The sequence below is a fragment of the Bradyrhizobium sp. B117 genome (genome assembly GCF_038969555.1).
Taxonomy (GTDB): Bacteria; Pseudomonadota; Alphaproteobacteria; order Rhizobiales; family Xanthobacteraceae; genus Bradyrhizobium.
The window spans coordinates 4285601-4298034 of the sequence record NZ_CP152414.1 but is presented as its reverse complement, the minus strand read 5'-3'; the positions used below and the strand labels follow the sequence as shown (position 1 = coordinate 4298034).

The 12434-nt window shown below is 64.9% G+C and carries 16 protein-coding genes; 5 read left to right on the top strand and 11 right to left on the bottom strand.

What is annotated here, in order from left to right; all coding sequences use genetic code 11:
* Positions 1–7: 7 nt before the first annotated feature.
* Genes AAFG16_RS21070 through AAFG16_RS21060 form a run of 3 tightly spaced genes read right to left on the bottom strand, consistent with a single transcriptional unit; the run spans position 8 to position 1444 of the window.
* Positions 8–589: a hypothetical protein gene (locus AAFG16_RS21070; protein WP_342740396.1), complete on the bottom strand. Its 582-nt coding sequence runs from the start codon at positions 587–589 to the stop codon at positions 8–10.
* Positions 590–623: 34 nt separating this feature from the next.
* A complete protein-coding gene (locus tag AAFG16_RS21065) occupies positions 624–878 on the bottom strand; it encodes a helix-turn-helix transcriptional regulator (protein ID WP_283086174.1) in 255 nt (84 codons plus the stop codon).
* 2 nt (positions 879–880) lie between these two features.
* The gene (locus AAFG16_RS21060) at positions 881–1444 is read right to left on the bottom strand and encodes a DUF2975 domain-containing protein (RefSeq protein WP_342740395.1); all 564 of its coding nucleotides are present in this window, start codon (positions 1442–1444) and stop codon (positions 881–883) included.
* Between the two features lie 172 nt (positions 1445–1616).
* Here AAFG16_RS21060 and AAFG16_RS21055 point away from each other — a divergent pair, with 172 nt between their 5' ends.
* Positions 1617–2162, top strand: coding sequence for a response regulator (locus AAFG16_RS21055; protein WP_008549760.1), 546 nt, complete (start codon positions 1617–1619; stop codon positions 2160–2162).
* Positions 2163–2189: 27 nt separating this feature from the next.
* Positions 2190–2768, top strand: a complete 579-nt coding sequence (locus tag AAFG16_RS21050) for an Hpt domain-containing protein (RefSeq protein ID WP_283086172.1) — start codon at positions 2190–2192, stop codon at positions 2766–2768.
* 214 nt (positions 2769–2982) lie between these two features.
* Here the strand turns inward: AAFG16_RS21050 and AAFG16_RS21045 are convergent, their stop codons facing one another.
* The 4 genes from AAFG16_RS21045 to folE all read right to left on the bottom strand — a co-directional run bounded on the left by AAFG16_RS21045 (position 2983) and on the right by folE (position 6711).
* Positions 2983–4158, bottom strand: coding sequence for a DUF2336 domain-containing protein (locus AAFG16_RS21045; protein WP_342740394.1), 1176 nt, complete (start codon positions 4156–4158; stop codon positions 2983–2985).
* Between the two features lie 172 nt (positions 4159–4330).
* Positions 4331–5347, bottom strand: coding sequence for a lytic transglycosylase domain-containing protein (locus AAFG16_RS21040; protein ID WP_342740393.1), 1017 nt, complete (start codon positions 5345–5347; stop codon positions 4331–4333).
* A 221-nt stretch (positions 5348–5568) separates the two neighbouring features.
* Positions 5569–5991: a phosphoribosyl-AMP cyclohydrolase gene (gene hisI / locus AAFG16_RS21035; protein WP_283086169.1), complete on the bottom strand. Its 423-nt coding sequence runs from the start codon at positions 5989–5991 to the stop codon at positions 5569–5571.
* Between the two features lie 27 nt (positions 5992–6018).
* Positions 6019–6711 (bottom strand): GTP cyclohydrolase I FolE, encoded by a 693-nt coding sequence (gene folE / locus AAFG16_RS21030; protein WP_027560031.1) that lies wholly within the window; start codon positions 6709–6711, stop codon positions 6019–6021.
* 242 nt (positions 6712–6953) lie between these two features.
* On the opposite strand from folE, the gene AAFG16_RS21025 reads away from it, so the two are divergent.
* Positions 6954–7409, top strand: a complete 456-nt coding sequence (locus AAFG16_RS21025; protein ID WP_283086168.1) for an iron-sulfur cluster assembly scaffold protein — start codon at positions 6954–6956, stop codon at positions 7407–7409.
* Positions 7410–7526: 117 nt separating this feature from the next.
* On the opposite strand, the gene AAFG16_RS21020 is transcribed toward AAFG16_RS21025, so the two are convergent.
* Positions 7527–8435 carry a hypothetical protein gene (locus AAFG16_RS21020; protein WP_342740392.1) on the bottom strand — a complete coding sequence of 303 codons (909 nt, stop codon included), beginning with the start codon at positions 8433–8435 and terminating at the stop codon, positions 7527–7529.
* A gap of 228 nt (positions 8436–8663) precedes the next feature.
* Between AAFG16_RS21020 and yidD the strand changes: the two genes are divergently transcribed.
* On the top strand, positions 8664–9002 hold the full coding sequence (gene yidD, locus AAFG16_RS21015; protein ID WP_283086166.1) for a membrane protein insertion efficiency factor YidD: 339 nt from the start codon (positions 8664–8666) through the stop codon (positions 9000–9002).
* A gap of 91 nt (positions 9003–9093) precedes the next feature.
* Positions 9094–9300, top strand: a complete 207-nt coding sequence (locus tag AAFG16_RS21010; protein WP_283086165.1) for a hypothetical protein — start codon at positions 9094–9096, stop codon at positions 9298–9300.
* Between the two features lies 1 nt (position 9301).
* Here the strand turns inward: AAFG16_RS21010 and AAFG16_RS21005 are convergent, their stop codons facing one another.
* Genes AAFG16_RS21005 through AAFG16_RS20995 form a run of 3 tightly spaced genes read right to left on the bottom strand, consistent with a single transcriptional unit; the run spans position 9302 to position 12145 of the window.
* A complete protein-coding gene (locus tag AAFG16_RS21005; protein ID WP_283086164.1) occupies positions 9302–10258 on the bottom strand; it encodes a PDR/VanB family oxidoreductase in 957 nt (318 codons plus the stop codon).
* Complete coding sequence (locus AAFG16_RS21000) at positions 10255–10776, bottom strand: MOSC domain-containing protein (RefSeq protein ID WP_283086163.1); 522 nt, start codon at positions 10774–10776, stop codon at positions 10255–10257. The genes AAFG16_RS21005 and AAFG16_RS21000 overlap by 4 nt, the downstream gene beginning before the upstream one ends.
* Before the next feature lie 55 nt (positions 10777–10831).
* The gene (locus AAFG16_RS20995) at positions 10832–12145 is read right to left on the bottom strand and encodes an MFS transporter (protein ID WP_283086162.1); all 1314 of its coding nucleotides are present in this window, start codon (positions 12143–12145) and stop codon (positions 10832–10834) included.
* Positions 12146–12434: the final 289 nt, after the last annotated feature.

Genomic DNA, 12434 nt, shown 5'->3' with positions numbered 1-12434 from the left:
GTCCAGCTCACTGGCCGCAGGGCTGAATCGCGTCCAGGCCTCCCGCCATGGCGGGATCGCTCAACAGGTCAAAATCCCTGACGACCGGAACGAAGCTCTTCGTCTCCGATGTCATCAGATAGATCGTCACGAGCAGCGAGGCCGGCAGGCCCGCGTTCGCGCGACAGAATTCTTTAGCTGCGACGCCGAGCCCCATCGATCCGCGCTTGCCGTTCTTCCCCTGCTCGACCATCGAGGCGCGCAACGCCTCGAAGCGCGCGGCATCTTCCGGCGACAAGCGATAGGCATAGATGGAGGAGTTCTGTGGCGGGACCGGCAGGCCGCCCCGCTCGCGCGCGCTCAGCTCCATCATCGCGAAGCTCGCCCTGGTCTCCGCCTCTCCCGCCAGTCTGGTGACGACGTCGAGCTTGACCCCGCCCGAACGCGGCCGCAGCGCGTCGGGCAATTGCACGGCGACGCGCAGCATCGACAGGTCCGTCGTCCTGGCATCGATGCGGGCGAGCGGCGGGATCGACGTCAGCGGCACCGAGCCGCATCCGCCAAGCATGAGCGCAGCCGCGCTCGCAAGAACGCGCGCAAGGCGGTTCATCGCAGGCTTCTCCAGTCTGGAATTAAGGAGTTGGCTAGGCCGATTTCCGGCCGGCCGCGCGAGGCTCCAGCGCGTCGTCCGCATTGTCGGGGACGTATTCCAGGATATCGCCGGGCTGGCAGTCGAGCACGGCACAAATCCGTTCCAGCGTGTCGAAGCGGATGCCGCGCACCTTGCCCGATTTCAAAAGGGAGACATTGGCCTCTGTGAGCTCGATGCGGGCCGCAAGCTCACGCGACCTGATCTTGCGCCTGGCGAGCATCACGTCGAGATTGACGACGATCGGCATGGTCAGATGATCTCGCTGTTCTCGTGCCAGAGGCGAACAGCATCGCCCATCACGGTCGCGAAGGCGATGAGCGCAAGGCCGCTCAGCACCGACAGCACATGCGACTGGTCGATCCCGAACATCACCACGATCTGGCCCGGCTGGTTGGCCCGCGTGAGGTTGAGCGTGGTGAGCATCTGCACCAGCGGCGAGATCAGCGCGCCCACGATCAATGCAAGGCCCATCCGGCGGATGCGCCAGGCGTTGCTGGTCACGAACACGTCGCCGCGCGCGAAACGGGAGAACAGCATCGAGAGCTGCAACAATGCGTAGAGAACAGGTGCAAGGCCGATCAGGCTGATCAGCGCGCCGGCGAAGCGCGTGCCGGGATTGAGCGTGAAGGGCTGCGCCCCCAGCGGGGATTGGGTCGCGATCCAGCGTCGAAGCACCTCGTCGCTCGACCAGAGCAGCGGCACCGCAATCACCGCTCCCGCGACGCAGACGAGCGCGCCGACGGCGACGATCCGTCCGATCCGCCGCAATCGCGGCTCGGCCGGCACAGGATAAGGAAAGACGATCACGCTCATTGGACGATGCTCCGGCTCAAGCGAATGTTTTTATTGTTTTACGATAAAAAATGGCAGAATTACGATATCGTATCGACTTCTCTTCCGCTGGGCCGCAAGATGCAACCGCAACCGTTCATTAACCCCCGGCGCGATATGGTTAACGAAGGTTGACCGCTTTAGCCCGGGCGTCATGTTCCGCATCGATTTCAACAAGCTGCGCTTCCTCGTCTGCGACGACAATCCGCACATGCGCCGCATCCTGCGGACGCTGCTGCATTCGTTCGGCGCGCGCGAAGTCTACGAGGCCGAGGACGGCGCCACGGCGCTGGAAATGTACAGTCATTACGTGCCCGATATCGTCATCACCGACTGGGCGATGCCGATCTTCGACGGGCTCGAGCTCGCGCAGATGATCCGGCAGCCGGAATCCAAGGGCAATCCTTACGCGCCGATCATCATGCTGACCGGCCACTCCGAGAAGCGCCGCGTCACCGTCGCGCGCGATGCCGGCGTCACCGAATTCCTGGCCAAGCCGATCTCGGCGAAAGGCCTGTACCAGCGCATCCTGAACGTCGTCGCCAATCCCCGGCCCTTCATCAAGACCAAGACCTATTTCGGTCCGGACCGGCGCCGCAACACCAACTCCGCCTATATGGGCCCCGAGCGCCGCGTCGGCGAAAAGCACGAGGTGCTGCAGCAGCCCTCGCTGCTCGACAAGGCCCGCTCATCCATCTAGCGCAACGTCTCACGCAAGGCCGGCATCATGGCGAAGAACAGCGCAAAAGACATCGAGGTCACGGCCTTCGCCACGCATCAGATCATCACGCAGCCCAATCCGCTGCGAAAAGTTCTGCGCCGCGTCGAAGACAAGGACATGGACGATCCGGTCGGCCGCGCCGAGCAGGCGCTCGCAGGTCTCTCCAGCGAGTTCAAGGACTGGATGACGACCGAGGTCAACCGGCTGTCGGCCGCCTACGTGGCCATCCGACATGACGGCTTCACCAAGGAGCGGCGCGAGGAGCTGTTCCGCGCTGCGCACGACATCAAGGGCGATGCCGCGACGTTCGGCTATCCCGCCGCGGCGGGAATCGCCGAGAGCCTGTGCCGCGTCATCGAGCACGCGCCAGATCTGGAAAAGGTGCCGGCCGAGCTGTTCACCCACCACATCAACGCGATCCTCGCCATCGTGCACGAGAACACCCAGCTCGACAGCATCAGCGTCTCCGCCGAGCTCAGCCGCCGCCTGCGCAAGGTCGCCGACGACTATCTCGCCCAGGTCAACCGCGACCGCCCCGAGCATCTCGAGGCGATCCTCGCGCCGAGCATCGTGCCGGTAGAGTAGCCCTCTCCTCGTCATTGCGAGCGCAGCGAAGCAATCCAGAATCCCGCCACGGGGACAGTCTGGATTGCTTCGCTGCGCTCGCAATGACGGAGAGCTCCATCCGTACGATCAGTATCGTAGGGTGGGCAAAGCGAAGCGTGCCCACCATCTGTCGCTATCATTGATGAATGGTGGGCACGGCGCTGCGCGCCTTTGCCCACCCTACGGCATCTCGCTAGGCCGCGATCAGGTCGTCGTAGACCGGATCGATCGCATCGTCCGCGACGATCTCGTCGCAGAACAGCCGCGCCTCCTCGCGCGCCGACTCCGTCGCGAAGCGGCGGAGCAGGACCATCAGCGGCTCGGCGGCGCCGCGGTCGGTCTCGCAATGGGTCAGCACCCGCTCGACCATGCGCCGGCGCAGCCGCGCCGCGCCGTCGTCGCTGTCGACAAAGCCCTGCTCGTGGCAGGCATCGAGGGCCACCTGGAACGCGGCGAACGTCGCCTCGGGCAAGCCGGCGCGGCGGAGCAGCGCATGCAGGCTGTTGCCGCCGCGGTCGTGCAGCAGCGCGGAGACGCGCGCCAGCGGCAGATCGGCGAGCTCGGCCAGCGCCGCATCGAACAAATCGAGATTGCTCGACAGCAGCGCGCGCAGAATGAGACCGGCGGTCAGCTGGCCGGTGACGCGGAGGTGATGCACCAGACCCTGCATGTCCTCGCCGCGCGAGCGCGCCGCGATGTTCATGGTGGAGCGGTCGCGCGCCTCGATCGTCACGCGCTCGGCGCGGTCGGCGCTCAGCCAATTCCGCGCGACGACGAATTGCACCAGGGTCTCGGAAAGCTTTGCCACCAGCGCGGCACGCGTTGACGCCGGCAGCTCCTCCAGCACCAGCATCGCCTCGCGGATCGCGGCGAGATGGCCGTGACGCTCGACGATGCGATTCCACGAGAATGGCGCCAGCTCGGCGTGGGGATTTTCGATCAGCTCGAGCGCCGACGCCGCGCAGCCGACTTCGGCGATGGCGGCGCAGACCGATACCGGCAGCGCGATGCGGCGGGCGACAGCGCACTGCACTTCGTCATTGCCGGTCGCGACGATGTCGACGAGATCGGCATCGATCAGCAGCGGCGAATGTTCGAGCACGGGCAGCGCGACGCTCGGCTGGTCTGCCGACAGCGCCCGCACGATCGAGGCCGGCGCATCGAGGCTGCGCGCAAACGCCTCGGCCATCGCCTGCCGCACCAGCGGCGAGGGATCGTCGAGCTGCATCAGCAGCGCGCCTTCGGCGGCGATGCGGTCGTCTGTCGAAAGGTCTGAGATCAGCCAGGCCCGGGCCAATGCCCGTGTTGCCTCGGCCCGCTCGCCAGCGGGCGCGGTCCTGATCCAATTGATGAACTGCCGAACGATCATGCTGCTTCCGGCTTACACAACAAACAAAAATGGTGACGGCTCGTCACCTGCAACACAAAATAAACCACGACGCTTAACAAAGCGTTCACCATAACTGGCTGGTTTCATTGACGTTTTGTTAAGGGAACAAAGGCGGTCGCCGCACGCTGCGCAGCACGTAGAGGTGCGCTGACTAGCTCGAGAACGTGCCGCTGCGATCGCTGAAGAGATCGAGCGGTTGCGGCGGACGCACGTCAGGCGTCACGGAAGCGAGCGAGGTGAGCGAGGCGTTATTGCCCCACAATGTCTGCACCGTGGTCGAGACCGGCTGCGTGATGTCGCCGGGCTGATAGATCGAGCGGAATGCGGGGGTGACCGGGGTGTTGTCTGCAACCGTCGTCGACGATGTCGTACTCACCGGCGTGACACCGCGTGCATCCGGAAAAGTCTGGAGATAAGCGGCGTTGTCGATGACGGGCGCGGTCGACTGTATGCCATTGGCGCTCGCGACCTGCGTCGACGGCGTGTCGCCATACATCGCCATCGCGCTGCGGGTGAGCTTCGAATTCGCCGCGCTGGCGTAGCGCGCGTCGAGCACGGAATAGACTTCAGAGACGCTGCGGGCGCGGCCATCCCTGGCGTAGAAGATCGACCGGTTGGCGGAAGCCGCATTGGGAAACAGCCGCGCGCCGACGGCCTGCGGATTGTCTTCGGCATTGGCGATCAGTTTTGCCGCTCCGCCGACGCCCATGAAATGCGCCATGTAGAGTTCGCTGTCGCTCGGCCTGCGGCCGAGCAGACCGGTGAGCTTGAAACTGTTCGACTGCGTCAGCGCGGCCGCCATGCTGGATGCGGCTTCCGGATCGTCGCGCAGCTTCATGATCGAGCGCTTCATGAAGGGATCGTCGACGGTGTAGCTGCCGGACGAAGTCCTGGTGATGGCGTCGGCGTAATTGCCATAGCCGAGCTGGGCGCCCGCCTCCTTCACGGTGCCGAGCCAGGTCTGGTCGATGAACTGGTAGAGCCCGTGCGCCGACGATGTGGTGGCGCCCGCCGTCGGATCGAAATCCGATTCCATCTTGGCGGTGGTCAGCATGTACTGGAAGTTGACGCCAGTCCGGTTGGAGACATCCTTGATCGCGCCGGCGACGCGCGCCCGCGTCGGGTCGAGAGCGACCGTCTGCGTGGCACTGGAATTGTCGACCGACATGATGAAGTGCCCGCCCCGCGGCGTTGTGTGGCGCCGGCAATTCGGCGCCCTGTCGTCTCACCGTGGGACAGGTATGGTTAATGCGGGGTTAATTCGGCTTCGCCGTCCGCCCCGAGTCATTCCGGGGCGCGTGAAGCGCGAACCCGGAGTCCATTCCACCGCACGTTATGCCGTACGATGGATTCCGGGCTCGCGCTGCGCGCGCCCCGGAATGACGGGGCTTACTTCTTATAAACGTCGTTCGGATCGAACAGCCTGTCCGCGTCGACGAAGACCAGCTTCGCTCCTCCGCCCTCGCCTTCGACCTTGCGGTAGAAGCACGACCGCCGCCCGGTGTGGCAAGCCGCGCCCACCTGCTCGACCTTGATCCACACCGCGTCCTGGTCGCAATCGGTGCGCATCTCGACGACGCGCTGGGTCTGACCTGAGGTCTCACCTTTTCGCCACAAGGCATTGCGCGAGCGACTGAAGTACCAGGCCTCGCCGGTCGCGATGGTCTTGCGCAGCGCCTCGTCGTTCATGTGGGCGACCATGAGCACGTCGCCGGTGGCGACGTCGGTCGCGACGACGGTCACGAGGCCGGCTGCGTCGAATCTGGGGAGGAAGGCGAGGCCTTCCTCGATCTCATGGGAGTGAGCGGACACAGCAGCTCTCGCCAGTTATTCGCGAGGTCAGCGCTGCAGGCCTCGCACCAGGGACAGGAAACGGGCCTGCTCCGCCGGATTGTCGCGGAACATGCCGGTGAAGCGGCTGGTGAAGGTGGAGGCGCCATGCTTGGCGACGCCGCGCACCGACATGCAGGTATGCTCGGCCTCGATCAGCACGGCAACGCCGCGGGGTTTCAGGATCTCGTCGATCGCCGCCGCGATCTGCGCTGTCAGATGCTCCTGGGTCTGGAGCCGGCGGGCGAAGATGTCGGTGAGGCGGGCAAGCTTGGACAGGCCGACGACGCGCTCCACCGGCGTGTAGGCGATATGCGCCTTGCCGTAGAACGGCATCATGTGATGCTCGCACTGCGAGGTGAACTCGATGTCGCGCACCAGCACGAAGTCGTCGTAGCCGGCGGTCTCGCCGAAGGTGCGGTCGAGCACCTCGGCCGGGCATTGGTGGTAGCCCTGATAGAGCTCGTCGAAGGCCTCGACCACGCGGCGCGGCGTGTCCAAGAGGCCCTCGCGCTCGGTGTTCTCGCCGATATAGGCGAGCAGCGTCTTCACCGCGGCTTCCGCTTCGGCGCGCGCGGGGCGCGGCTGGTCGGCGCGGACGGCAACCGCGAGGAATTCGGCAGGATCGAGCTCGGCCGGGCGGCTCTCGGGCTGCCGGTCAGCGGGCTTGTTGGGGCGGATGGATTTGATCGTAGCGTCCATATCTTCTCCGTTCGACGGCCTCAACGGCCGGAGTGTCACCGGCAGACGGGGCGGCAAGCCGCCGGACGCCTGAAGAGAACAATTTTGACGAAAAAGGCTCCTGCGTCATCACGCTGGCAGCGCAGATCAGGATCATCCCCACCGCACCGCTGGACTGTTTTTCCGCCAGTTCCGTCCCTATATAGGACCCTGGGCGGCGGCCGCCAAGGCCGATCCGGTAGGTAAGTGCTGGACTCCATCACATGCTGAACGACATCTATAACAAGCGGATCATCGAGCTGGCCGGGAATATTCCGCGCCTCGGGCGGTTGTCCGACGCCGATGCCACCGCCACCGCCCACTCCAAGCTGTGCGGCTCGACCGTGAAGGTCGATCTCAAGATGGAGGGCGACACCGTCACTGACTTCGCGCACGACGTGAAGGCCTGCGCGCTGGGCCAGGCCTCTTCATCCATCATGGCAAGTCACGTCGTCGGCTCTACTGCGAGCGAACTCCGTGCGTTGCGCGAAACCGTTCGCAAGATGCTGAAGGAGAATGGCGCACCTCCTGAAGGCAAATGGGAAGAGATCAAGTTCCTCGAGCCGGTCCGCGACTACAAGGCGCGGCATGCCTCGACGCTGCTGACCTTCGACGCCGTGGTCGATGCCATCGGCCAGATCGAGGCGAAGGCCACGCAGCCGGCCGCGGCTCAGGGCTGATTCTTCCCCGTCATTCCGGGGCGTCGCAAGGCCACGAACCCGGAATCCAGAGATTGCCGATCGAGATTCCGGGTTCGCGCTACGCGCGCTCCAGAATGACCGCCGGGATTTAAGAGCTTACTTCTGCACCGCCGCAGCCGGCGTGACCGCGCTGCCGGTCGGCACCAGGGCTTCCGCCGTCTTGGTCGACTTGGCGGCCTGCGGTGCCTGCTCCGGCTCCGCACCAAACCTCGCCTGCGTCTTCGGAGTCAGCTCCGCCATTGCCGGCGCCGTGACATCCACGTGCGGCAGCACGTCCGCCACGAGATCGGTCGTCACGAGATTGGTGAGCTTGAGCTCGCCTGCGTCGAGCTCGTGCAGATCTTCCCACGGCGGCACGCTGAGCGCGAGCGAGAGCAGATCGCCAGCGCCGCCCATGTCGAAGGTGTATTTGGCGAGCCGGCCGATGTCGCGTTCCACGATCATCAGGTCCTGCGCGCTGTAGCTCGCCGCCTTGGCATCGTCGGCCCGGTCGCCCATCCAGATCTGGTGAACCCGGACATGGGCCGCATCGGGCACGTAGCGCTTCTTGCCGGCCAGCAGCAGGAACACGCACATGGATTCGCAATAGGCTTCAGGCGCGACCGCCGAACGGGCCGATGGACCGCCGCGGTTCTGAAGGCTGATCCCGACCGTGGTCAGAAGGCCGAGATTGCGGAAGCGCCGGCCGAGGGTGATCGCGTCGTTGACGGAGCCGCCGCTGGAATCGAGCACAACGGTGGCGCCGCCGAGCTGGCGTCCGCGCGCAAACTCCTCGAAATCCTTGGGGGTATCGGAAGTGATGATCCCCACCGCGCTGACCCAGCCACGGCAGTTGGGCTCGCAGGCGACCCAATTGAACTTCATCGGCAGCTTGCGCTCTTCAAGCGCGCTACCCGCCCGGGCGGACGATCCGAATGTTGCGATGGCACCCGCCATCGCGACCCCACAGACGGCGGTTCCCACCAGCAACCATCCGCGAACATTGAGCGACGTCAGAAGTTTCAAACTGGTCCCTTCCCCAAGCCCCAAAGCGATTCAGGCAAGCCCCGTTTTGCGTTCCATGAGTCTACACATGGACGTCATAAAAATGGTATCCGGGGGAATACAGATCGTCCATAGGTACTTGCTGCACTGCTCCCAAAAAGCACGGAAAATATGGCGTGCAAACAACAGCTTGTTGTTCCCTGCTCCGGAACCGTGCAACACCTCGCTCAACGTCGCGGCAAAGCGCACATGAAGCATTCAGCCTGTGAGCATTGTTCCAATCCCGTCGAGGGCGCACTCCGGCTCCCGCGCCGATTCGGCCGTGCGCTGATCTGGCTCTACCGCCACACTCTCTCGCCGCTGGTCGGCTACAATTGCCGACACCTGCCGACCTGCTCCGTCTACGGCGACGAAGCGATTGAGCGGTTCGGGCTCTGGGCCGGCGGCTGGATGACGCTGGCGCGCCTGCTCCGCTGCAATCCGTTCGGCACGTCGGGCATCGACAACGTGCCGCTGACGGCACCGCAGGGCGCGCGCTGGTATCTGCCCTGGCGCTACGGCCGCTGGCGCGGCGTCAACGCCCCATAAAGCGCAGCGCCCGCTTTGCGTATCGCGGCCCTGAGTGGAACCTCAGACTTCCCCTCGCGTTGTTGTGATGCTCCTACGGGAGGAAACAACAATGCGCTGGAAAATCAGCCATCACGTCAGGCCTGGTCCCAATCATGGTCCCGGCGGACAGCATCACGATCCCAGAACCCTCGACATGCTCGCCATCATTGCCCTGCTGGTGCTCGCAGCCGGCTCCGGCTGGTACCTGGCGACGAGTTTCGCCACGCCGCCAAGCTCCACGGCCTTCATCGTGCCGAGCCAGAGCGTGCACTGGTAGCTCAGAGATCCAGCACCAGCCGATCGGCCTCCGATCCGGCGACGCAAACCATGAGATAGCGCTCGCGCTCGTAAGGCGACAGGACGCGGTCGCGGTGCACGGGGCGCCCCTCGATCCAGCCGACCTTGCAGGCGCCGCAGATGCCACCGCAGCAGGAGGTGGCGACATCGACGCCGCCTTCCTGCAACGCGGCCAGCATGGTCTGGCCGGCGCGGACCTCGATCTCCATGCCGGAGCGCGCCAGCAACAGCGTAAAGGGCTTTGCATCCGGATCGATCACAGGGGGCGGCGCGACGAAGCGCTCGACATGAACGTTGGCCGCGGGCCACGCTGCCGTTAGCCGCTCGAAATCATCGGTCATGCCCTCCGGGCCGCAACAGGCGACCAGCGTGTCCGCCCCACCCTCTCCGACGAGCGCCGCGAGATCAGGACGCCCGGTCCGAGACGTTCGATGCACGACGACACGCCCCTCTTCGATCAGCGCGCCGAGATGCCCGGCCAACGGCACCTCGTCGCGCACGATCAGATGAAGCGTGAAGTCGGCCTGTCCGGTATGTTCGAGATGCCGTGCCATCGACAGGAACGGCGTCACGCCGATACCGCCGGAGACGAACACATAGCGCGCGATGCGCGCCTCGGGCTCCAGTCCGCCGCGCGGCAGCGAGACTCCGATGACGGCGCCAGGCCCGATCTCGTCGTGCAGGGCCCGCGAGCCGCCACGCCCGTCCGCTTCGCGCTTGACCGCGATGACATAGCGCGTGTTGTCGGCAGGCTCGTTGCACAATGAATAAGTGCGGACGAGTCCATTCGGCAGATGCAGATCGATATGCGCGCCAGGCTTGAACGGCGGCAGCTCCCAGCGGTCGGGATCGGTCAGCGTGAACAGTTTTATGCCCGCCCCCGCCTCCTCGATGCCGGTGACGACCGTCTTGACCGTCGTGATCGGACGCGCCTTCATGCCGCGTTCCGCACGGTATCGCCGACCCGGACGACGCCGCCTTGCAGGATCTTGCAGTTGAGGCCCGAGCGGTTGATCAGGGGATCGAAAATCGCCTTGCCGGTGATCTCCTCGATGTGCCGGCACGGCACCGACAGTCGCGTCGCCTCCAGCAAGGTCTCGCCCAGCCAGAAGCGGCGGCCGACCAGATGGTTCAACGGCACGCCCTCGACCGTGACGTTGCGCCGGTGTTCCTCCGGTCCGAGCTCGATGCCGGCGTCGCGCTTGAGCGCGACCAGCGTCTCCAGCTCGAACAGGGTGACCTGCCGGCCCTCTTCCGGCTTGTGCGAGTAAAATCCCTCTTCGTTGCCGATCATATAGCGATCCCCTTCAATGCCCCGGCCGGCGACGAGATTGATTTGCTCCACTGCGCGCATCGGCAGGAATGCACGCGGGGTGAAATGGAGGAAACGCACCACGCCGGTCCAGCCGAGCTGTGTTGCGTTCTGCGCCGAGCCGGCGCTGACGGTATCGAGCATGACAATTCCCCTTGGGTGAACGATGGCGCGCCGCCGGCAGCGGCGCGCCGCGGGATCAGGTCAGTTCCTTGTTCGCCATCTCCGGCGCGAAACTGGTTGCGGTCGCGGTGATGGCGGCGCAGGCAACGAGCAAGAGCGAGACCGGCCAGGTTGCGCCCCCGCTCCAGGCCATCAGAGACGCCGCAATCAGCGGCGTCAACCCGCCGCTCAGGGCCGCACCGACCTGGAAGCCGAGCGAGGCGCCGCTGTAGCGCAGCCGTGCGGAAAACAACTCGGAATACCAGGGCGCACCGATGCCGAACATGACCATTTGACCGAAGGTGATCGCGACCACGATGGTGCAGACGACGATGGCGGGATCGCGGGTGTCGAGCAACCAGAACAGCGGGAAGGCAAACAGCGCCGAGAACACGCAGCTCGCATAGAACATCGTCTTGCGGCCGACGAGGTCCGACAGCCAACCGAACAGCGGAATGGCAAACAGCGCAACCAGCGATGCGGCGAACGCACCGTTCAGGACCACCGCGCGCGGCAGCCCCAGATTGGCCGTCGCGTACGACATCACGAACACGCCGCCGATGCTGGCATAGGCGATCTCGGAGATCTTCAGACCGACTGCGGTGAAGAACGGCCTGCGGTGATGCCTGAAGATCTCGACCAGCGGCATGCTTGCGACTTCCTTCTTGGCCTGGACCTGACGGAAGGCGGCCGTCTCCTCCATGTTGAGACGGATGTAGAGGCCGACGCCGACCAGAAGGATCGAGATCAGGAACGGAATGCGCCAGCCGTAAGTCATGAAGTCGCTTTCCGGCAGGCTCGCCACCAGCGCGAACATGCCGATCGCGGCCAGATTGCCGATGGGATTGCCGACCTGCACCATGCTGCCGAGCAGTCCGCGACGATGTGTCGGACAATTTTCGACCACCATCAGCACGGCCCCGCCCCACTCGCCGCCGAGGCCGATGCCCTGGAGGAAACGCAGGCCGATCAGCAGCAGCGGCGCGGCGATGCCGATCTGCTGGTAGGTCGGCAGCAGGCCGATCAGGAAGGTGCCGATACCCATCACCATGATGGTGATCGCGAGCATCGCCTTGCGGCCGACCCGGTCGCCGTAATGGCCGAAGATCGCCGCTCCCAGCGGCCGCGCCAGAAAGCCGACCGCGTAGGTGCCGAAGGCGGCGATGGTGGCGAGCGTGGGATTGCCGGCGGCGAAGAAGACCTTGTTGAACACCAGCGCGGTCGCCGTGCCGTAGATGAGGAAGTCGTACCATTCGACCGCAGTGCCGATCACGCTCGACCACACGATCCGTCGCAAGCTCGCCGCCTCGTCCGGCGCTACGTTCAGGGTTACGTCGTCTGCTACGGTCATCGATCTCTCCAAAAGGTACCGGCGCCTGGGAAAAGCAGTTGGTTCGGTCCGTGGAGCCCATCGGCAGCCAGGACGGTAAAAATCGATCATGTTTACTGTTGGAAATCAACGCCACGGAACGCGGCAACTGCCGTCGATCGCGGCAAAGGGCATGAATTGCACCAATTTTCGGCTGATTTTTGCAATATACCAGCAAGCCTGCTCACATTATCCGCGGTCTTGCCCGAAATTTCCGCGCCATAGTTTTCCATTGGAATACGCTTGCAGGCAGCCGGACCGGCCGATCCTC

Bases quoted from the DNA above. Each gene is read 5' to 3' on its own strand.
- AAFG16_RS21070 (WP_342740396.1), bottom strand. From the start codon at position 589: ATGAACCGCCTTGCGCGCGTTCTTGCGAGCGCGGCTGCGCTCATGCTT.
- AAFG16_RS21065 (WP_283086174.1), bottom strand. From the start codon at position 878: ATGCCGATCGTCGTCAATCTCGACGTGATGCTCGCCAGGCGCAAGATC.
- AAFG16_RS21060 (WP_342740395.1), bottom strand. From the start codon at position 1,444: ATGAGCGTGATCGTCTTTCCTTATCCTGTGCCGGCCGAGCCGCGATTG.
- AAFG16_RS21055 (WP_008549760.1), top strand. From the start codon at position 1,617: ATGTTCCGCATCGATTTCAACAAGCTGCGCTTCCTCGTCTGCGACGAC.
- AAFG16_RS21050 (WP_283086172.1), top strand. From the start codon at position 2,190: ATGGCGAAGAACAGCGCAAAAGACATCGAGGTCACGGCCTTCGCCACG.
- AAFG16_RS21045 (WP_342740394.1), bottom strand. From the start codon at position 4,158: ATGATCGTTCGGCAGTTCATCAATTGGATCAGGACCGCGCCCGCTGGC.
- AAFG16_RS21040 (WP_342740393.1), bottom strand. From the start codon at position 5,347: ATGTCGGTCGACAATTCCAGTGCCACGCAGACGGTCGCTCTCGACCCG.
- folE (WP_027560031.1), bottom strand. From the start codon at position 6,711: ATGGACGCTACGATCAAATCCATCCGCCCCAACAAGCCCGCTGACCGG.
- AAFG16_RS21025 (WP_283086168.1), top strand. From the start codon at position 6,954: ATGCTGAACGACATCTATAACAAGCGGATCATCGAGCTGGCCGGGAAT.
- yidD (WP_283086166.1), top strand. From the start codon at position 8,664: ATGAAGCATTCAGCCTGTGAGCATTGTTCCAATCCCGTCGAGGGCGCA.
- AAFG16_RS21010 (WP_283086165.1), top strand. From the start codon at position 9,094: ATGCGCTGGAAAATCAGCCATCACGTCAGGCCTGGTCCCAATCATGGT.
- AAFG16_RS21005 (WP_283086164.1), bottom strand. From the start codon at position 10,258: ATGAAGGCGCGTCCGATCACGACGGTCAAGACGGTCGTCACCGGCATC.
- AAFG16_RS21000 (WP_283086163.1), bottom strand. From the start codon at position 10,776: ATGCTCGATACCGTCAGCGCCGGCTCGGCGCAGAACGCAACACAGCTC.
- AAFG16_RS20995 (WP_283086162.1), bottom strand. From the start codon at position 12,145: ATGACCGTAGCAGACGACGTAACCCTGAACGTAGCGCCGGACGAGGCG.